Source organism: Microbaculum mangrovi (genome assembly GCF_051390635.1).
In the GTDB taxonomy this organism is placed as follows: Bacteria; Pseudomonadota; Alphaproteobacteria; order Rhizobiales; family Tepidamorphaceae; genus Microbaculum.
This window is the reverse complement of the sequence record NZ_JBPODT010000001.1, coordinates 922,856-941,010: the sequence shown is the minus strand read 5'-3', so window position 1 is coordinate 941,010 and position 18,155 is coordinate 922,856. Positions and strand designations below refer to the sequence as shown.

Annotated in this window: 16 protein-coding genes and 1 tRNA gene; 7 read left to right on the top strand and 10 right to left on the bottom strand. The window is 66.3% G+C overall.

All coding sequences use genetic code 11. The features are described 5' to 3' along the window. Positions 1 to 31 precede the first annotated feature (31 nt). Positions 32 to 859: a 3'(2'),5'-bisphosphate nucleotidase CysQ gene (gene cysQ / locus ACSF9G_RS04525; protein ID WP_436638850.1), complete on the top strand. Its 828-nt coding sequence runs from the start codon at positions 32 to 34 to the stop codon at positions 857 to 859. Positions 860 to 871: 12 nt separating this feature from the next. On the opposite strand, the gene ACSF9G_RS04520 is transcribed toward cysQ, so the two are convergent. Further along, positions 872 to 1,339, bottom strand: a complete 468-nt coding sequence (locus ACSF9G_RS04520) for a YHS domain-containing (seleno)protein (protein ID WP_436638848.1) — start codon at positions 1,337 to 1,339, stop codon at positions 872 to 874. A gap of 211 nt (positions 1,340 to 1,550) precedes the next feature. On the opposite strand from ACSF9G_RS04520, the gene ACSF9G_RS04515 reads away from it, so the two are divergent. Both ACSF9G_RS04515 and ACSF9G_RS04510 read left to right on the top strand, forming a co-directional pair. Beyond that, entirely contained in the window at positions 1,551 to 2,132 is a 582-nt protein-coding gene (locus ACSF9G_RS04515; RefSeq protein WP_436638846.1) for a DUF1134 domain-containing protein, read from the top strand. A 117-nt stretch (positions 2,133 to 2,249) separates the two neighbouring features. After that, entirely contained in the window at positions 2,250 to 3,440 is a 1,191-nt protein-coding gene (locus tag ACSF9G_RS04510; protein ID WP_436638844.1) for a coiled-coil domain-containing protein, read from the top strand. On the opposite strand, the gene ACSF9G_RS04505 is transcribed toward ACSF9G_RS04510, so the two are convergent. The 4 genes from ACSF9G_RS04505 to ACSF9G_RS04490 all read right to left on the bottom strand — a co-directional run bounded on the left by ACSF9G_RS04505 (position 3,409) and on the right by ACSF9G_RS04490 (position 7,227). Continuing rightward, positions 3,409 to 5,664, bottom strand: coding sequence for a putative bifunctional diguanylate cyclase/phosphodiesterase (locus ACSF9G_RS04505; protein WP_436638842.1), 2,256 nt, complete (start codon positions 5,662 to 5,664; stop codon positions 3,409 to 3,411). The two genes, ACSF9G_RS04510 and ACSF9G_RS04505, sit on opposite strands and share 32 nt — an antisense overlap. Before the next feature lie 212 nt (positions 5,665 to 5,876). Continuing rightward, positions 5,877 to 6,575, bottom strand: a complete 699-nt coding sequence (locus tag ACSF9G_RS04500; protein WP_436638840.1) for a 2OG-Fe(II) oxygenase — start codon at positions 6,573 to 6,575, stop codon at positions 5,877 to 5,879. A 101-nt stretch (positions 6,576 to 6,676) separates the two neighbouring features. After that, positions 6,677 to 6,752 (bottom strand) — tRNA-Glu (locus tag ACSF9G_RS04495). Between the two features lie 88 nt (positions 6,753 to 6,840). Next, entirely contained in the window at positions 6,841 to 7,227 is a 387-nt protein-coding gene (locus ACSF9G_RS04490) for a DUF6476 family protein (protein WP_436638833.1), read from the bottom strand. Between ACSF9G_RS04490 and ACSF9G_RS04485 the strand changes: the two genes are divergently transcribed. Together ACSF9G_RS04485 and rpoH are read left to right on the top strand one after the other, a co-directional pair. Beyond that, on the top strand, positions 7,226 to 8,236 hold the full coding sequence (locus tag ACSF9G_RS04485; protein WP_436638818.1) for an RluA family pseudouridine synthase: 1,011 nt from the start codon (positions 7,226 to 7,228) through the stop codon (positions 8,234 to 8,236). The genes ACSF9G_RS04490 and ACSF9G_RS04485 overlap by 2 nt on opposite strands. Positions 8,237 to 8,359: 123 nt before the next feature. Then, positions 8,360 to 9,253 carry an RNA polymerase sigma factor RpoH gene (gene rpoH, locus ACSF9G_RS04480; protein ID WP_436638816.1) on the top strand — a complete coding sequence of 298 codons (894 nt, stop codon included), beginning with the start codon at positions 8,360 to 8,362 and terminating at the stop codon, positions 9,251 to 9,253. Between the two features lie 55 nt (positions 9,254 to 9,308). On the opposite strand, the gene mprF is transcribed toward rpoH, so the two are convergent. Genes mprF through ACSF9G_RS04465 form a run of 3 tightly spaced genes read right to left on the bottom strand, consistent with a single transcriptional unit; the run spans position 9,309 to position 13,144 of the window. After that, positions 9,309 to 11,906 (bottom strand): bifunctional lysylphosphatidylglycerol flippase/synthetase MprF, encoded by a 2,598-nt coding sequence (gene mprF, locus ACSF9G_RS04475; RefSeq protein WP_436638814.1) that lies wholly within the window; start codon positions 11,904 to 11,906, stop codon positions 9,309 to 9,311. A 6-nt stretch (positions 11,907 to 11,912) separates the two neighbouring features. After that, on the bottom strand, positions 11,913 to 12,206 hold the full coding sequence (locus ACSF9G_RS04470; protein WP_436638812.1) for a GNAT family N-acetyltransferase: 294 nt from the start codon (positions 12,204 to 12,206) through the stop codon (positions 11,913 to 11,915). 11 nt (positions 12,207 to 12,217) lie between these two features. After that, positions 12,218 to 13,144: an aminotransferase class IV gene (locus ACSF9G_RS04465; RefSeq protein ID WP_436638810.1), complete on the bottom strand. Its 927-nt coding sequence runs from the start codon at positions 13,142 to 13,144 to the stop codon at positions 12,218 to 12,220. A gap of 263 nt (positions 13,145 to 13,407) precedes the next feature. Here ACSF9G_RS04465 and ACSF9G_RS04460 point away from each other — a divergent pair, with 263 nt between their 5' ends. Continuing rightward, entirely contained in the window at positions 13,408 to 14,706 is a 1,299-nt protein-coding gene (locus ACSF9G_RS04460; protein ID WP_436638808.1) for an aspartate aminotransferase family protein, read from the top strand. On the opposite strand, the gene ACSF9G_RS04455 is transcribed toward ACSF9G_RS04460, so the two are convergent. Then, the gene (locus tag ACSF9G_RS04455) at positions 14,703 to 15,314 is read right to left on the bottom strand and encodes a GNAT family N-acetyltransferase (RefSeq protein ID WP_436638803.1); all 612 of its coding nucleotides are present in this window, start codon (positions 15,312 to 15,314) and stop codon (positions 14,703 to 14,705) included. The genes ACSF9G_RS04460 and ACSF9G_RS04455 overlap by 4 nt on opposite strands. Before the next feature lie 119 nt (positions 15,315 to 15,433). Between ACSF9G_RS04455 and ACSF9G_RS04450 the strand changes: the two genes are divergently transcribed. Next, positions 15,434 to 17,302 (top strand): adenylate/guanylate cyclase domain-containing protein, encoded by a 1,869-nt coding sequence (locus tag ACSF9G_RS04450; RefSeq protein WP_436638801.1) that lies wholly within the window; start codon positions 15,434 to 15,436, stop codon positions 17,300 to 17,302. Between the two features lie 10 nt (positions 17,303 to 17,312). Here the strand turns inward: ACSF9G_RS04450 and ACSF9G_RS04445 are convergent, their stop codons facing one another. Further along, a complete protein-coding gene (locus tag ACSF9G_RS04445; RefSeq protein WP_436638799.1) occupies positions 17,313 to 18,125 on the bottom strand; it encodes a MipA/OmpV family protein in 813 nt (270 codons plus the stop codon). Between the last annotated feature and the right edge of the window lie 30 nt (positions 18,126 to 18,155).

Below are 18,155 nucleotides of genomic sequence, written 5' to 3'. Positions count from 1 at the left end.
GGCGGCGAACCGTAGCGAGCGAGCAAGAAAAATGGGTCAGGACACGAATTCCGGATTGCCGGCTGTCGGCGACAGGGCGCTGGGAGACACGCTCGCGATGATCGCGCTGGAAGCGGGGGGCGAAATCCTCGACGTCTACGGCACCGATTTCGCGGTCGAGCAGAAGGACAACGATTCGCCCGTCACCGAAGCCGACCGGCGCGCCGAAGCGATCATCCTGAAGCGCCTCGCTGAGATCGCCCCGGAGGTTCCGGTCATTGCCGAGGAGGCGGCGTCGGCAGGCGACATTCCCGAAACCGGGGCGCGCTTCTTCCTCGTCGATCCGCTCGACGGGACCAGGGAATTTGTCAATCGGCGCGACGAGTTCACCGTCAACATCGCGCTGGTCGAGAACGGCGAGCCGGTGGCCGGCGTCGTCTATGCGCCGGCGCTCGGCATGATGGCGGTCGCCGACGGACCGGCTTCAGGGCGTACCGTGATGCTCGGTAAGGGCGAACCGATCGCGTCGGCAGCCTGGCAGCCGATCCATACGCGGGAGGTTCCCGCAGCCGGGCTCATTGCTGTCGCCAGCCGTTCGCACCGGGACGCGGAAACGGACGCCTTTCTGGAAAGTCACGACGTCAAGGAGACGCGGAGCGCGGGATCCTCGTTGAAGTTCTGTCTGATCGCGCGTGGCGAGGCCGACGTCTATCCGCGCTTCGGCCGGACGATGGAATGGGATACGGCGGCTGGACATGCGGTTCTGAGAGCCGCAGGCGGCTGCGTGCTGACGGCCGAGGGAGAGCCGCTGCGATACGCGAAGCGCGAGCGCGGCTATGACAATCCGGCCTTCATCGCCTGGGGACGGAAGCCGGTCTGACTTTATCCCGGTTCAATAGGGGAACTGCTTGTTCCAGCTCTGCCGGGCCTCGGCGAGGATCTGATCGGGATCCTCGGTGAACGCCTGCATGTGTTCCTGGGAATAGAAGAAATAGAGGCGTTCCTCGTAGACCGACCAAAGGCGCGGGTTGCCTTCGGCGGGATAGCCGCGGGCGAGCGCCACCGGGCAGCGGCCGCCGAAGCTCGGCGCATAGACCAGCGGATCCCTGACGAAGGCGTCACGGTTGCCCTCGTTGGCGAAGCGCCAGGTGACCTCGCCCCACCGCGCTTCGTAGTCGGGATCTCCCTCGCGAATCGTGCCGTCGACAAAATAGGCCACGGGATCGTAGCCGTTGGCGGCAAAGCCGGTTGCCGGATCGAAGACAAAATGCCCGTTCTCGAGCACGCGCGCGTGTCCAGGTATCGCCAGCGCGGCGGCGATCAGGGCGAAAGCTGCAACGAAACGGCCGATTGAAGACATATTGTTAACCATCTCTTTGCAGAACATAGGCGGTGGCGTGAGTCGGATGGCGCGATCCTGCCACCGTGTCGGTTAACGGCCCGGTTAACGCGGTCATGCCCGGCATGACGACCGTGGCCGGCCCGAAGACGGGTGGCCGGCCCGAAGACATGGGGCCGGCACGAAGACGGGCGCCGACTGCGTGGGGCGATTGGATGCGGAGGGTATCGACATGACCGAAACGCGGCGTTCAGTCCTCCTGGGGCTCGCGGCGCTGGCTGGCGGGACGGCACTGCCGACGCGTTTGCTGGCGCAGTCCGGAACGGAGCCGGGCACCTACAGCATGGACGAGATCGTCGATGCGGGGCATTCGTTCTTCGGACAGCTCAGCGAGGGCCTGGCGCAATCGATCGAATATCTGTTCTCCAGCCGGGGGCGGCCGAACGGCTACATCCTCGGCGAGGAGGGGAGCGGTGCTTTCGTCGCCGGTCTGCGCTACGGCGAGGGCGTTCTGAACACGAAGAACGTCGGACAGCACAAGGTTTTCTGGCAGGGACCGACGATCGGCTGGGATTTCGGCGGCGATGGCGCGCGCACGATGATGCTGGTCTACAACCTGCCGGATACGGAGTCGATCTACCGGTATTTCGCCGGTGTGAACGGCTCCGCCTACCTGGTTGCCGGTTTCGGCGTGTCCGTCTACAGCAACCATGGTATCGTCATCGCGCCAATACGGACGGGCCTGGGCGCGCGGCTCGGAGTCAATGTCGGCTATCTGAAAATGACGCGTCAGGCGACCTGGAATCCGTTCTAGGGGCGAATTCGGCGCTGGAGTGTAGCGCCGCGACCGGTTACTTTACTGGCTACCGTCACTGGCGCGAGCGCTGGCGGTGTGTGTTTCGTATGCGTCCCATCGGACGCTGGTCGACATATGATCGAAAACATCGTCGTCTTCGCACTCGGCGCGCTTGTCGCCACCTTGCTAGCGCTATTGGTGATCCCGGTCATCTGGAGGCGCGCGGCGCGTCTTATTGAGGAGCGCATTCGCGCGACGACTCCTCTGTCGATGGCGGAGATCCAGTCGGAGAAGGATCTCGTTCGCGCAGACTACGCCGTCCAGTTGCGCAAGGTCGAGGTCCGCTACGAGGAAGAGAAGGGGCTCGCCGCCGAACGCGAGATCGAGCTCGGCCGCCGGCAGGGGCGGATCAACGAGCTGGACGCGGAGCTCGACGCGCGGGAACTCGCGATCGCCGAGCAGGACGAGCGAATCGAGGAATTGCAGGGAACCGTGCTCGGGCTCGAGCGCCAGGTATCGTCCCAGACGGCGTCCTTGAAGGAAAAGCAGCATCTCATCTCGGAAGCGAATGACACGTTGCGCGAGGTGCGCGCGCAGCTCACCGAAAAGAGCGCGCTGGCCGACAGCCGCAAGGTTGAGATCGCGGCCCTGACGACGCAGCTCGAAAATCACAAGAGCCGGATCGAGGAGATGCGCGCCGAGCTTGCGACGCGCGCGATCGAGGCGGAAGAGCGCGGATCGGCGGTCGACGAGCTTTCCGGCGCGATCAAGGGCCGCGACACTCGCATCACGCTTTTGAACGCGCGCGTGGCCCGCCGGCGCGAGGTGTCGCTCGAACGACGCAAGCGCAACAAGGAACTGCAGGGGCTTCTGGAGGCCCAGCGCGAACGCGTGGCCGAGAAGACCGCCGCCCTGTCGGCCGCGGCGCTGAAACAGCTGAATCAGGAAGAAGACATCAAGAAGCTCGACGAAGAGCGCGCCGCGCTCAAGAAGGTGATCGCCGATTTCGAGGCCAAGCTGGAGATCAAGGACCGGGAAATCGCGCGGCTGGGTCAGCGGCGTGGCGCGAATGGCGCCGTGACGTCCGCTACTGCTATGGGAAATGGGGGCGCCGCGCAGTTGCGTGAGAGCATCGCCGACCTGGCGGCCCGCATCACCCGACAGGCCGCGGAACAGGGCGACGGCGAGGTGCGTGCCCTGATCGACGCGGTATCGCCCGACGGTCGCGGCCCGTCCATGTCCAAGACCGGCGCGGGCCGTACCGGCGGTGCGCGAACACCGCTTGCCGAGCGTATCAAGGAAGCCGATCTGACACCGGGTGAGTAGCCGTCGGCGAGGTCGCCGCGTCGGCCTTCTCGAGCAGGACCTCCATTTCGGCGGCGGCGATCGGCCGGCCCCACAGGTAGCCCTGGATGAGATCGCAACCCGCCGTCTCCAGCGCCGACAGCTGCTCCTGCGTCTCCACCCCTTCGCCGATGACCCGTATGCCCAGGTCCCGGCTGAGCCGCACGATGGTTGCGACGATCGCCATCGCCTGGGGATCGGTCTCGATGCCCGCGACATAGCTGCGGTCGATCTTGATGAAGCCGACCGGGAGGTCGCGCAGCAACGCAACCGAGGTCTGACCGGTCCCGAAATCGTCTATGGCCGTCCTTATTCCGCGGTCGCCGAGTTTCCGGAAGGTCTCGCGAAGCCTGGCGCGGTCATCGACCATGACGCCTTCGGTGATCTCGATGCACAGGTGGCCGCAGACATCCGGGAATTTCTGGAGGATCTGGTCGATTCCGGTGATGAATCCGGACGCTTCGAGCGTCAGCGGCGACATGTTGATCATCGTGAGCGGCGGCTTGATCCCGCGGTTCAAAAGATCCGAAACGTATGCGGCGACCCGGGCGAACACCCAGTGGTCGATACGGCCGATAACGCCCGAGCGCTCCGCCGCCGCGATGAACCGGGCGGGCGGAACCCGCTCGCCGGTTCGCCGATTGGTCCAGCGCAACAACGCCTCGATGGCGACGACGGCGCGATCGGTGCGCCGGAATATCGGCTGGAACGCGAACTCGAAATCGTTGCCTGCCAGCGCCCGCGACAGGTCGAGCGTCATGATGCGTTCCTGCAGGTCGCGTTCGGCGAGTTCCTTCGTGAAGAACGCGTAGCCGCCGCCTCCGCCGGGCCGCTTCTTGACGGAGTAGAGCGCGAGGTCGGCGTAGCGTTGCGCGGAGTCGGCGTCGGTGGCGTCGAGCGGTATCGCGGCGATGCCGATGCTCGCGGCAACGCAGATCCGGTTGTGGCCGAGCTGAAAGGGATGGTCGACCGCTTCGAGGATGGCTTTCGCGACGTCCTCGACCTGCGGCCGCGACAGGCCCATCAGCATGATGCAGAACTCGTCGCCGCCGAGGCGGTATAGAAACGAGTCCGGACAGCCGATCGCTTCGATGCGGTTCACGAACTCCCTGAGCAGTGCGTCGCCAACGGCGTGGCCGAACTGATCGTTGATCGGCTTGAAGTCGTCGAGATCCATGGACAGCATCCAGCACGGATTGTCGTCGGTGCTGATGTCGGCGGCGGTCTCGATCGCCTCGACGAAGGCGGCACGATTGCGGGCGCCGGTCAACATGTCGCGGTGGGCGAGATAGTCGATGCGGCGTTCGGCTTCCTTCAGCGGCGTCACGTCGATGAACGACATGATCGTCTCGCCGAGCCCAGTGGTTTCGGCGGGCAGGGCGGACGTGCGGATGATGACGTGGCGGGTATGGCCGTCGACCGTGCGAATGGCGAGGTTGCCCAGCTTGTTGTGCTCGTCGTTGAGGTGCGCGGGATCGAACCCCTGGACGTGCGCGGCAATGAAATACGGAGCGGCGACGTTGGCGATGGCGTCCTGGCTGGACAGGTCGAACAGGTCGAGCAGGTCGCGATTGACGAAGATGGTGCGGCCTTCGGAATCGAAATGCCAGATGCCGATCGGTAGGTTCTCGGCGAGACCGCGAAAGCGGGAGTGTTCGCGGTCGGCGGCGGCCTTGGCCTCGTAGAGTTCCGTGACGTCGATGCCTACCCCGACATTGGCGCCGCTTGCCGTGCGTGCCTTGATAACCCGTAGCCAGCGTCCGTCGGAGTAGAGCCGGTCGAAGGGCTTACCGGTCGCGTGACGATGATGGTAGAGGCTGAGGTCCATTTCCCGCCGCTGCACAGCTGGCGGCAATGTCGGCGGGCAGGCGGCCTTGACGACGTTCTCGTAGTAGATCGGTTCGCGCAGTTGGTCGAAAGCCGTTCCGTGAGCCAGTTCGTAGGCGCGGTTGCGCGCAACCAGCCTGTCACGTTCATCGTAGATGGCGAAAGCCGTGGGCGTCTTCTCGATCGCTTCGCTGAAATAGCTGAGAAGCTGGCGGCGGCGCACCCCGATCAGCACGTACCAGACGGTAAACGCCAGGAAGATGCCGCGAATCGCGAGGACGAGGACCGGATCATACGGCGTCCCGTCAATGGTCCGCCACGTGTACAGGGCGACGCCGACCACCGTTACGATCAGGAATATTGCATCACTGGGACCCATCCGGCGGATGATCCCGTAGCCGCGGCCTGCGATGCCGCGAATTAGCTCTGTCGATTTCGCAGGCATAGCATTCCCGTCGCCAGCTTTAAGCGTGCCGCTCCGAGTCCTCCCGGAACGGGTCGCGCCAAGGCGAAATACTATGCGGCAGCGGCCTTAGATTGGATTAATCGAGCTGGTTAACGAATGACCGAAGCAAACTCCAAAAGTCGACTTCATACGGGGTCGTTCGGGAAGGCGAGTTCCTGGCGGTTGCGCCATTCCGGGCCGACATAGTTGATGATGATCGACTTGCGGATTCCGGGGATCGTGCGCTTCTCGAAGCCGTGCCAGGTGTTCGTCGCCGGCAGGAAAACGAACCCCTGATTGAACGCCGCGGGCGACGTGCCGGCATGGGTATGGGCCGCGTCGTCCTCGTAGATGTCGGTGCCGAGCGTCTCGGCGCCGGGCAGGTCGATCAGGTAGTGCAGGAAGGTGATGCGCTTCGGGCCGATATCGGTATGCGGCTGAAGCCAGAAGCCGTCGCGGTCCTGCGCATATTCGATTCTCAGCGAGGAGCCGTCGAGATCGGCGCCGGTCACGTCCTTGATGGCGGCGACGCAATCGGGATGCTGCAGGGCTTCGGCAATCGCTGCGCAGACCGGATACCTGGCCTGGTTCTCCTGCGAGAAGAAGACGCGGGTCGAGTTGTGGGTGTCGCGTTTTCCCTCGGTGTCGTCGATTACCGGCGCCGGGAACGGCAGCTCGGGGATGGCGCGGGCGGACGCCAGCGGTATGACTTCGTCGAGGATCCAATGCGCATAGGGCCGGTCATGGCGCGCCGAACCGTGGAAGGAGCGGATGATCGTCTCGCGGATCTCGTCGGCCGAATCGGGCGCGGCAGGATGGCTTGCGAGAGGGCTCTGGTCGTTCATGCGATTGCCGGTCCGTCCAAGTGATTGTCGGCCAGGGTGAAAGCCAGCGCGTCGCAGCGGCTAGCCCGAGCGATCTACTCCCGGCTGGGCAAACGGATCGTTGGCGCCCCCTAGGGGACTCGAACCCCTGTTTCCGCCGTGAGAGGGCGGCGTCCTAGACCGCTAGACGAAGGGGGCGGCGGTCACGATCCACGCGATCGGTGGGATATAGACCGGAAGCCGCGGCCCTGCAAGGGCCGTCGCATCCGGTGGAAAAGGTTCGAGGTCAGCGCCCGGCGCCGCCGCCGATGACGTTCAGCACCTTGCCCGAGCGCAGGTCCACGACGATGACGGCATGACCCTCCGGTCGCTTGACGACGATCGCCATGCGGCTGCCGTCGACGACGGTGGAGATGATTTCGCCGTCGGCACCGAGCAATTTCGCCACGTCATCGGGCACCGCAACGACCAGGGGGGCGACCTCCGGCGCGGAGCCGTCGCCGGACATCCGGTTGACGATCGTGGCGAAGATGACGATCAATCCCAGCACGATCATGACGCCCATCAGGATCACGGCGATCTTGAGCGAGCGATAGTTGCGCTCGGCCCAGCTGCCGGCAGCTGGATTTGCGTCAGGTGCGGTATTTGCGTCAGGGATTTGTGGAGCGGTCATGGAGCGGGACGACGAAAATATCTCGGTAAGGGTGCCTGCCGACGCCGCGGGCGGTCGGCTCGATCGCGTTCTCGCCGATCTGCTTCCCCATTTCAGCCGCTCGCGGCTACAGGCCTTGATCCGCGACGGCCGGGTAACGATCGGCGGGCGGACGATAGTCGAGCCGAAATACCGGGTCAACGTGACCGAGGCGGCGGACACCGAGGTCGCCGTATCGGTGCCGCCGCCCGCGCCGGCGACGCCCGAGCCGCAGGACATTCCGCTGGAAGTCGTCTACGAGGACGACGCGCTGATCGTCATCGAGAAGCCGGCCGGTCTGGTGGTGCATCCGGGCGCTGGAACCCCGAACGGCACGCTGGTGAATGCGTTGCTCCATCACTGCGCCGGCAGCCTGTCCGGCATCGGCGGGGTGGAGCGGCCGGGAATCGTGCACCGGCTCGACAAGGATACGTCCGGCCTGATGGTCGTTGCCAAGACGGACACGGCGCATCGCTCGCTCGCCGAGCAATTCGCCGACCACGGCCGCACCGGAGTCCTGGAGCGCGGCTACCGGACGCTGGTCTGGGGCGTCCCGCCGCGAAAATACGGCACGATCGATGCGCCGATCGCGCGATCGCCGCAGAATCCGGAGAAAATGGCGGTTCGCGCAAACGGGCGGAACGCAGTAACCCACTACGAGGTGGTGGATACGTTCCCGGGCGCCAACGGCAGTCCGGTCGCCAGTCTCGTCGAATGCCGGCTGGAGACGGGGCGCACCCATCAGATCCGCGTTCATATGGCCCATATCGGCCACCCAATTCTGGGCGATCCGGTTTATGCGGCCGGTTTCCGTTCGAAATCGCGTCTTTTGACCGATGCGCAACGAAAATCGCTGGAAACCCTTGGAAGGCAGGCCCTGCATGCCTATCTCTTGGTGTTCGCTCATCCGGTGAGCGGCGAGACCAGGCGGTTCGAGAGCGATTTTCCGGCCGACCTCCGGGCTCTTGTCGACACACTCACCGGAACGTGAACAAGAGGGGAACAACTTTCTGACATAATAGACCTCTCTAATTCAGTCTTGGCTTGTTCCAGGACCTGTGACCCGGGTCGCCCAGGACGGGGGCCGTTCACAGGGGCCGCAAGAGGAGGAAAAATGGCCAATATCGCACTTCCCGCCGTCACGGCGGAAGGCGGACTCTCGCGTTATCTCTCGGAGATCCGCCGCTTCCCGATGCTGGAGCCGAACGAGGAGTTCATGCTCGCCAAGAACTGGCGCGAGCAGGGCGATCGCGAGGCCGCGCACAGGCTCGTCACCAGCCACCTGCGCCTCGTGGCCAAGATCGCCATGGGCTATCGTGGCTACGGGCTGCCGATCGGCGAGATCATCTCGGAAGGTAATGTCGGCCTGATGCAGGCCGTCAAGCGGTTCGAGCCCGATAAGGGATTCCGGCTCGCCACCTACGCCATGTGGTGGATCCGCGCCTCCATCCAGGAATACATCCTGCGCTCGTGGAGCCTGGTGAAGATGGGCACCACGGCGAACCAGAAGAAGCTGTTCTTCAACCTACGCAAGGTGAAGGGGCAGATCGCCGCGCTCGAGGACGGCGATCTCAATCCCGAGCAGGTCAGCGAGATCGCGACGCGCCTCGGCGTGCCCGAGGACGATGTCGTCTCGATGAACCGGCGCCTGTCGGGTGACGCCTCGCTGAACTCGCCGCTGCGCGCCGACGGGGACACGGGCTCGGAATGGCAGGACTGGCTGGTCGACGACCAGGAAAGCCAGGAGACCCTGCTTGCCGAGAACGAGGAACTCGACAACCGCAAGAAGATGCTCGTCAATGCGCTCGAGGTCCTCAACGACCGCGAGAAGCGCATCTTCACCGCGCGGCGTCTCGACGAGGACCCGCTGACGCTGGAGGCCTTGTCGGAGGAATTCGGCGTCTCCCGCGAACGCGTCCGCCAGATCGAGGTGCGCGCCTTCGAGAAGGTGCAGAAGGCCGTCACCGAGGCGGCCAAGAAGCTGGAGGCGGGCGAGGCGGCCGCGTAAGCCGCGCGTTCGTCGTCCTGAACCGGACAAAAGCCCCCGCTTCGCCGGGGGCTTTTTATTTGCGGATCGCCTTCTTGACGAAATCGCCGGGTCCGCCGGAGATCAGCGTGGCGCAGTCCATCAGTACGCGGGGCAGGGCGAAGCCGCCGGGAAGGGCGATGTAGCGCGGCGACCAGACGGGGTGGAACTTGTCCTTGTAGGCGCGCAGGCCGGTGAAATTGTAGAGCGCCGAGCCGTGGGCGAAGAGGAAATTGCCGACCTTGTGCCAGGTCGGCGCCAGCCGGTGGTGCTCGAAACCCGACAGCGGCGCCATGCCCAGGTCGAACCAGGTGTAGCCCTGCGCCTTGGCCGCGAGCATCAGTTCGGCGAACAGATAATCCATTGTGCCGTAAGGCGAAACGGTGCGGTGGCGCATCAGGTCGACGGAGAACTCGGCCTTGCCGGCGCCGGACCGCAGGATATTCGCGAAGGCAACGATGCGCTCGTCGACGCGCACCACGGCGATATCGAAATTCCGAAGATAATCCTCGGAAAAGTAGCCGAGCGAAAAGCCCTTCTCGCCGCCGGCCTTGTCGGCGAGCCATTCGTCGGAAACGTCCTTCAGCTCCGTTAGGATCGATTCGATATTTGCCTTGGGCACGATCTCGAAGCGGGCGCCGTCGCGCTCGGCGCGGCGGATGGCGTAGCGGAAATCCTTGTATTTCGGGCCGTCCAGGGAAAATTCGGCAAGCGGCACCCTGGCCTCCTCGCCGAATTTGGTGACGGTCAGGCCGAGATCGAGCATCAGCGGCAGGGCGTCGGCGCGGAGCGAGTAGAACACCGGCGTACCGCCGTAACTGTCGACGAGTTCGCGGAAGGCCCAGGCGGCTTCCAGCCTGCCCTCGGGCGTGCCGACCGGCTCTCCCAGCGCGATCCAGCTCGATCCCTGGATCTGGTACATGAGGAAGGCCGTCTCGTCCGGCGTGACCAGGAGGCGCTTGTCGCCGAGCAAGACGACGGTCGACTCCGGATCGGTGGAATCGTCGAGTAAACGTCGCACCGAGTCGGTTACGGGCTGGCAGGCGGGGCCGGGCGGCCGGGACGGCGCCTGGATGCGCCAGATCAGGAACAGCAGCCCCGCGGCGCCCACGACGATCACCGCGCGCAGGAAGCGCGGCGCGTCGCCGTCCCAGGCGAACTGCCACCACAGCTCGTTGCGATACTCGACATGGCGGTAGGCGAAGAAGCCGAACCAGGCGGCGATCACCAGGATCGCGCCGATCGCGGCGAGCCAGGCGAGCGAGAAGGTGCCCGCGGCGAAGCCGGACCGGCGGTGGAAGCTGTCGCGGGCGGTGACGACGAGGACCAGCACCATGGTGAGCAGGATCGCCTCGACATAGTCGAGCCCCTTCAGCAGCGATACGGCGATGGCCAGCACCAGCATGGCGGCGGTCATGCGCCAGGCGACCCGCAGCCGCCGCATCAGGCCGCGCGAGAGGATCAGCAGCCCCAGGCCCGCGACCGAGGAAATCAGGTGCGAGGCCTCGAGGACCGGCAACGGCAGGACGGCGCGCAGGATGTCGAGGTGCTCGACCCGCGCCGGGGTGACGGCGGAGAACAGCAACAGCGCGCCGGCGACGAACACGCCGGCACCGATCAGCTGCGGCGCCAGCGTCCTGAGCACGGCGCCGGCGCGGCCGCCGAAGAGGGTGATGTGGGCGATGCCGCTGAAGGCGGCCTCGGCGGTGACGAGCGCTCCGGCGATCGCCAGCGGCAGCACGTAGTAGAGCACGCGGAACAGCAGCATGGCGGCGAACAGGCCGGCCTTGGCCTCGTCGGGCACGGACAGGATCAGCACCGCCTCGATGACGCCGAGCCCGCCGGGCACGTGGCTGGCGATGCCGATGGCGAAGGCCGCGACGGTGATGCCGGCGAAGGCGAGGAAATCATACGGCAGGGGAACCGGGACAAGCAGGTAGAGCGCCGCCGACACCGCCAGCACGTCGATGGACGCCACCGCCCATTGCGTGAGCGCGACCGGCATCGTGGGGATGGGCACGGAGAACCGCCGGTATTCGAACGTGCGGCCGCCGCGCAGGGCGCAGAGGCCGAAATAGCCGATGATCGCGAGGGCGCCGATGAGCGCCAGAGCCCACGGAATCGTCGGCGGAACCGAAACGGCATAGGCGATCTGGTCGTATTCCAGAACCCCGGCGAGCACGAGGATGGTGGCGGCGCCGAACACGAAGGCGAGGTGCGAATAGACCGTGACCAGCGCGATCTCGGACAGCGGCACGCCGAGTGTGGAATAGGCGCGGTAGCGGATCGAGCCGCCGGTCAGAAGCGCGAAGCCCAGGGTGTTGGAAAAGGCGTACGAGGTGAAGCCGGTGAGGAACACCTGGCGGGCCGGCACCGCGCGGTCGACGACCCGGAAGGCGAGCCAGTCGTAGGACGCCAAGCACAGATAACCGAGGGCGACGAGCAGCATCGACAGGACGATGTTGCCCGTGGGTACGGTGTCGATCGCGCCGCGCACTTCGTGCAGGTTCACGTTGGCGAGCTGTTGGCGCAGCACAAACACGGCGATCACCGCGATCACCACCGTGACCGCGGCGTTGGCGATCTGACGCCCGCCGATCGCCCGCAGCCGGGCCTGCCAGTCGGAGCCGCTCATCCGCGGTCAGTTCAGCACGTCGTGCCACTCCGCCGTGCGTTCGATCGTCGCCTTGGCGAAGGGGCACAGCGGAATGATCTTGAATTGCCCCGCCCGCGCGTCCTCCACGATCCGCGCCACCAGCGCCTTGCCGACGCCCATGCCCCGCAATTCGTCGGGCACGCCGGTATGGTCGACGATGACAAGGTGCGGATTGGCGCGCGAAAACGTCATCTCGGCTTCCGGCAGGCCCTCGATGCGCGCCACGTAGCGGCCCTTGGATGGTCCGTCCTCCAGCGTGATCGTCGGTGTCTGTGCCATTGTCTTCTCCTTCAGGCGGGCCGAACGGATTCGCGACGCGCCAGCTCCTTGTACAGCTCGTCGAGCCTGCGGGTGACGGGGCCGGCCCGGTTCTTGTCAGACGGTGGCGTTGCGATCATGCGTCCGTCGACCTCGCGCACCGGTGTCAGGCCGGCGAAGGTGCCGGTGACGAAGGCCTCGTCGGCGGAATAGACGTCGACCAGCGAGAAGCGCTTCTCGCGGGCGGGAATGGCGTTGTCGCGGCACAGCCGCAGGACATTGGCCCGCGTGATCCCGCCGAGGCAGTAGAGCCCGTCGGAGGTCCAGACCTCGCCGTCGCGGACGATGAAGAAATGGGTCGAGTTGCAGGTGGCGACGGCCCCGTCCGGATCGAGCATCAGGGCTTCGTCGGCGCCGGCCTTGGCGGCCTGGATGCACGCGAGAATGCAGTTGAGCTTGGAATGGCTGTTGAGCTTCTGGTCCTGCATGTCGGGCGCGGTGCGGCGGATATGGACGGTGAACAGGCTCAGGCCCTGTTTCTTCACCGCCTCGGATGCCGACTTGTATTCCGGGATTATGACGATTGTCGCAGGGCCGATCGTCACGCGCGGGTCCTGATAGGGCGTTTTCTTCACGCCCCTGGTGACCATCAACCGAACGTGGACGCCGTCGACCATGCCGTTGGCGTCGAGGCAGTCGAACACGCGGGCGGCCAGCGCGTCGCGCGACAGTCCAATATCCATGTCGATCGCCTTGGCGCCCTCGTACAGCCGGTCGAGATGGGCATCGAGAAAGGCGATGCCGCCGTCCAGCACCCGCAGGCCCTCCCAGACGCCGTCGCCGAGGACGAAGCCCGAATCGAACACCGACACCACCGCCTTCTCGCGGGGAACGAGCGCGCCGTTGACGGAAATCAGAATGTCCGCGTTGCGCGGATCGTCCGCGTATTCGTGGGTCATGCGAATCCTCAAGCGTTGCCGGGGCGGAGCGTACGTCGCCGGGTGGCCGATTGACAATCTCGCCGGCGCCGTGGCCGCGCCGTCAGGGGCGTCATCGCCGGGGCAACGGGGCGCGTCCGTTCGCGCTTCGGACAGTGTCCGGAGGCGGGGCTTGTAGGAGGCTTCCTTCCCATACGGTTTCGGTCCGGGACGGGCACGCAGCCAATTCACCGATCCGCGGCGATGCACTAGAGTGCCTTCGATCGCCGCATCGGGAGGAACCCATGACCACGCCGCGCAACGATGACCATCTGATCCACTACGGCTTCGAGTTCAGCCCGGCGCTGATCGAGAAGGCGCGCGGCGCCTACGTCTATGACGGTGAGGGGCGGGAGATCCTCGATTTCACCTCAGGGCAGATGTGCTCGACGCTCGGCCATAACCATCCGAAGATCGTCGAGGCGGTGAAGAAGGCCTGCGACGGGGTGCTGCACCTGTATTCCGGCATGCTGAGCCCGGCGGTTGTGTCGCTGGCGGCGCGGCTCGCCGCCAAGCTGCCCGGCAAGCTATCCCGGTCGATCTTCCTGTCGACCGGCGGCGAGGCCAACGAGGCGGCGCTCAGGATGGCCAAGCTCCATACCGGCAACTGGGAAGTGGTCGGCATGACCGGCTCCTGGCACGGCATGACGGCCGGGGCGGCGTCCTCGACCTATGTGGCCGGGCGCAAGGGCTACGGGCCGGCGGCGCCGGGCACCATGGCGATCCCCGCGCCCAACGCCTTCCGCTGCCCGGTGCGGCACTGCAAGGGCACCTGCGACAAGACCTGCCTCGAGGTCGGGTTCGACATGATCGACGCCCAGTCCAACGGCGCGCCGGCGGCGCTGCTGGCCGAGCCGGTGCAGTCTTCGGGCGGCGTCATCGTGCCGCCGGAGGGATACCTGCCGGCGCTCAAGCAGAAGTGCGAGGACCGCGGCATGATACTGATCCTCGACGAGGCGCAGACGGCGTTCGGGCGGCTGGGCGCCGATTTCGCGGCCGATATCTTCGGTGTCGAGCCGGACTTCCTGACCCTGTCGAAGACGCTCGGCGGCGGCCTGCCGCTGGCGGCGGCCTGTACGACCGACGAGATCGAGGCCGACTGTCACGAAAAGCGTTTCCTGCACGTGACCTCGCACGTGTCCGATCCGCTGCCCGCCGAGGTTGGGCTGGCGGTCCTCGATGTTCTCGATGAGGAGAACCTCAACGAGAAGGCCGTTGAGACGGGCGCCTATCTGAAAGCCGGCCTCGACAGCCTGATGCAGAAGCACGAGGTGATCGGCGACGTGCGGGGCATGGGGATGCTGTACGGCGTGGAACTGGTGAAGGACCGGCACAGCCGCGAGCCGGACCCGGAAACGGGGCAGGCGATCACGCGGCGCTGCATGGAACTGGGGCTGTCGATGAACATCGTCTCGGTGCCGGGCAGCACTATGTCGGCGGTCTGGCGCATCGCCCCGCCGCTGACGGCGACGCGCGAGGACATCGACAAAGGCATCGACAGGCTGGACACCGCGATCACCGAGGTGGTGGCGGGACGGGCCTAGGTCCGCGTCCCTCCGACCAGCGGCACGTGCGGGGCGGCGTCCACCGGCAGGACGCCGTCGAGACGCGGGTCGGGGAACATCTCCAGCTTGCGCGCGTAGGGGACGAAGCCGGCACGGCGGTAGAAGGCCATCGCGCCGGGATGGTCGAAGGTGCAGGTGTGCAGCCAGACGCGTTCCACCCCCTCGCGCCAGGAAAGCTCCAGCGCGCGGTCCATCAGCCAGCGTCCGGCGCCCGATCCGATCGCCTCCGGCACGAGGCCGAAGAAGGCGACCTCGACGGACGGCATCTCGCGGAAGTCGAGCTCCAGGATGCCGATCGGCGCGCCGTCCCTTTCGGGGAAGTACAGCTCGACCCCCGGATCGCCGAGGATCGCGACGAGCGCCTTGTCGTCCAGCCTCAGCCGCGAGTTCCACAGCCAGTCGGCGCCGACGCGGCGGAACATCGCCCGGTAGGCGTCCGGGCTGACCGTCCGCATGCCGGCGAGACGCAGATCGGGACGCGCGGAGGGCGGCACCGGACGCGGCGTCGTCATCTCGAGGAAGGTGGCGACCGCCGCGGCATGGCCGTCGGGAAGGTCGGTGTATCCGTCGTGTACGATGCGTGTCATGGCCCTGCCGATAGCCCGTAGACCGCCCCCAAGGCAATGCCGCCGCGCATCGGCGCCCGTGATGCGGTAAAGTCGGCGCCGCGAAATCTTGATTCTCGTCCTTCGGGGGGACTGACGCCTTGCCGCGCCGTTGGCTGCGCAAACGCCGGATATCCATCCGTAGCCTGCTGGCGCTGACGTCCGGCGGCCTGGTTCTGATCGCTACGGTCACCGTGCTGTGGATCGCCCTGAAGGCAAGCTCCGCGAACACGATCGAGCTCCTCAACGACCGCATGGTGCTGATCCTCGACGGGATCGAATACGAGGTGCGCGACAAGCTCGATTCCGCCGGCAGCCTGGTCGACGGAATATCGCGAGAGATCCAGACGCCGTATTTCCACGCAGTGACGCCAAACGAGATCCTCGACGCCCTGACGGTGGTGCTGGCGACGGCGCCTGATGTGAGCGTTCTCATCTACTGGGACCGCAACATGGTTCGACGCGGCATCTATCGGGACAAGGACGGGACGCTGAAGCGGCTACCGCAAGGCGTCGAGGCCGATCCCAGGACACGCAGCCGGTTGTCGTCGATACCCCTGGGGGCGGATCACATCTGGGGAGAACCGTCGGTGGAGGGCGGCAACACCTATCTCAACGTGGTCACGCGCATCGCGTCGACCGACGCCGATGTCGCCTTCGTCGGAGCGGCGGTTTCCCTCGACCAGTTTTCCCGCTTCGTCGCCTCGGTGGGCAAGCTCTATGACGCGACGGCCTTCATCCTCTATGGCGAAGGCAAGCTGATGGCGCACCCGCAGTTCTCCGAAGCCGCCGACAATGCCAGCTACGGCGTCATCCCGACCTCCGAATCGACGGATCCGGTCATCGTCAATCTCGACAAGGGCGTTCCCATCGTCTTCATGCAGGCGGCGCGCGCCCGTGGCGTGGAGGTCGAGCGGGTCGACATCGAGGACACGCGCTACATCGTCCTGTCCCGCTGGGTCCCGGGCTACGGCAAAGAGCCACTCGCCATAGGGGCCTACTACCGGCAGACGCAGCTCAGCGATTCGATGCAGCGGCTGTTGACGTCGGCCATCGCGGGCTTCGTCGTGGTCGTGATCGCGGTCATCGCGGCGTTCGTGCTCGGCGGGTACGTGTCGCGTCCGATCCGCCGGCTGGCAGAGTCCGCGTCCGGGGTCGCCCGGCTGGAGATCGACACGACGTCGCGCCCGCGCGGCAGCGCCATCGCCGAGCTGGACCAGCAGGCGCGGGCCTTCAACCTGATGCTCGACGGCCTGAAGGTGTTCGAGACCTACGTTCCCCGGCAGCTGGTGCAGCGGCTGATCGCGCTTGGCGGAGAGACCAGCGTCGCCTCGGAAACCCGCGAGATCACGGTGATGTTTACCGACATCGCCAGCTTCACGATGATTTCGGACCGGATGGGTGCGGAAGAGACGGCGGCGTTCCTGAATCGCCATTTCGGCATGCTCGCCGACTGCATCCGGGGCGAGAACGGCAGCATCGACAAGTATATCGGCGATGCGGTGATGGCGTTCTGGGGCGCGCCGGACCGGCAGGACGACCATGCGGCCCGCGCCGTCCAGGCGGCGCGCTGCATCGCCGAGGTGATCGCGGCTGACAACCGGCGCCGCGCCGGCAAAGGCCTGAAGCCGGTGCGGATGCGGATCGGCCTGCATAGCGGGCCGGCGGTGGTCGGCAATATCGGCGCGCCGGGGCGCGTCAACTACACGATCGTCGGCGACACGGTGAATGTCGCCCAGCGCATCGAGGCGCTCGGTCACAAGCTCGACGCGGGCGCCGACGTAACGGTGCTGATGAGCGCGCGTACGGCGAGCGAGGCCGGAATCGGCGCCGACGGCGAGGCGGTCGGCGAGCACACGCTCGCCGGCGTTCCGTATCCGGTGCCGGTGGTGCGGCTGCGCGCGCGGGAGACGGCGACGAGGCCTCCGGCGCAGGCGGCGTCCACGACGGCGCCGACAACGGGGCCATAGGCCGAAGCGGCTAGTCGAACAGGTCGAGGTCGATCCTGTAGCTCAAGCCGAGGCCGGCGGAGAACTGGTCGCGGCTGCCGGCGGTGGTGACGATCGGCGAGTCCGCGGCGCCGCTGACGAGGCGGTCGTAGCCGGCGCGAAAATGCAGATCGACCTTCTCGGTGAGGGAGTAGGTCGCCAGCGCCTGGGCGCCGACGCTCTTGAAGCCCGACCCGGCGCTGTAGACCGGCAGTCCGGATCGGAAGGACTGGGCCGGGGTCACCGAGAAATAGGTGTCGAAATAGTCGGCGCTGGCGAAGGACACGTTCGGTCCCGCGCGCACGACGAAAACGTCCGTCGGCCGCCAGACCGCGTAGAGCACGGCTTCGCCGACGAGGCCGTCGTGGCCGCCGAAACCCTGCCGCAGCGCCGCGTAGGCGCCCCAGTGGTCGACCTCGTAGGTGGCCCTGAGGCCGAATTCGAAGGCCGAGTCGACCGTGCCGAGTCCGGTGAGGGCGGCGTCGGAGGACGGATCGCGTTCGCCGACGAAGTTGAAGGAGGGGCCGATCGAGAAGCCGACCGTGCGCCCGCCGACGGTGCCGATGCCGGGCAGGCGGAGATATTCCAGCGACACGATTGGCCAGGGCACGATCTCGTAGTCGTCGGAGCCTTCCCAGTCGGGCTGGGCAACGCCGCCGATGCCGATCCGGATGGACAGGTCGGTGGTGGTGCTCTCGGCCGCGGGGGCGGCGTCGTAGCCGCCGTCCCAGTCTTCGTCGGCGGCCAGCGCCGGCGCGGCGAGGCCGCAGATCGCGGCGGCGATACAAACCAGTCGCAAGGTCAACGCCGAAGCCCTCCGTGCCCGTGGTGTCCA

Bases quoted from the DNA above. Each gene is read 5' to 3' on its own strand.
- cysQ (WP_436638850.1), top strand. From the start codon at position 32: ATGGGTCAGGACACGAATTCCGGATTGCCGGCTGTCGGCGACAGGGCG.
- ACSF9G_RS04520 (WP_436638848.1), bottom strand. From the start codon at position 1,339: ATGTCTTCAATCGGCCGTTTCGTTGCAGCTTTCGCCCTGATCGCCGCC.
- ACSF9G_RS04515 (WP_436638846.1), top strand. From the start codon at position 1,551: ATGACCGAAACGCGGCGTTCAGTCCTCCTGGGGCTCGCGGCGCTGGCT.
- ACSF9G_RS04510 (WP_436638844.1), top strand. From the start codon at position 2,250: ATGATCGAAAACATCGTCGTCTTCGCACTCGGCGCGCTTGTCGCCACC.
- ACSF9G_RS04505 (WP_436638842.1), bottom strand. From the start codon at position 5,664: ATGGGTCCCAGTGATGCAATATTCCTGATCGTAACGGTGGTCGGCGTC.
- ACSF9G_RS04500 (WP_436638840.1), bottom strand. From the start codon at position 6,575: ATGAACGACCAGAGCCCTCTCGCAAGCCATCCTGCCGCGCCCGATTCG.
- ACSF9G_RS04485 (WP_436638818.1), top strand. From the start codon at position 7,226: ATGGAGCGGGACGACGAAAATATCTCGGTAAGGGTGCCTGCCGACGCC.
- ACSF9G_RS04490 (WP_436638833.1), bottom strand. From the start codon at position 7,227: ATGACCGCTCCACAAATCCCTGACGCAAATACCGCACCTGACGCAAAT.
- rpoH (WP_436638816.1), top strand. From the start codon at position 8,360: ATGGCCAATATCGCACTTCCCGCCGTCACGGCGGAAGGCGGACTCTCG.
- mprF (WP_436638814.1), bottom strand. From the start codon at position 11,906: ATGAGCGGCTCCGACTGGCAGGCCCGGCTGCGGGCGATCGGCGGGCGT.
- ACSF9G_RS04470 (WP_436638812.1), bottom strand. From the start codon at position 12,206: ATGGCACAGACACCGACGATCACGCTGGAGGACGGACCATCCAAGGGC.
- ACSF9G_RS04465 (WP_436638810.1), bottom strand. From the start codon at position 13,144: ATGACCCACGAATACGCGGACGATCCGCGCAACGCGGACATTCTGATT.
- ACSF9G_RS04460 (WP_436638808.1), top strand. From the start codon at position 13,408: ATGACCACGCCGCGCAACGATGACCATCTGATCCACTACGGCTTCGAG.
- ACSF9G_RS04455 (WP_436638803.1), bottom strand. From the start codon at position 15,314: ATGACACGCATCGTACACGACGGATACACCGACCTTCCCGACGGCCAT.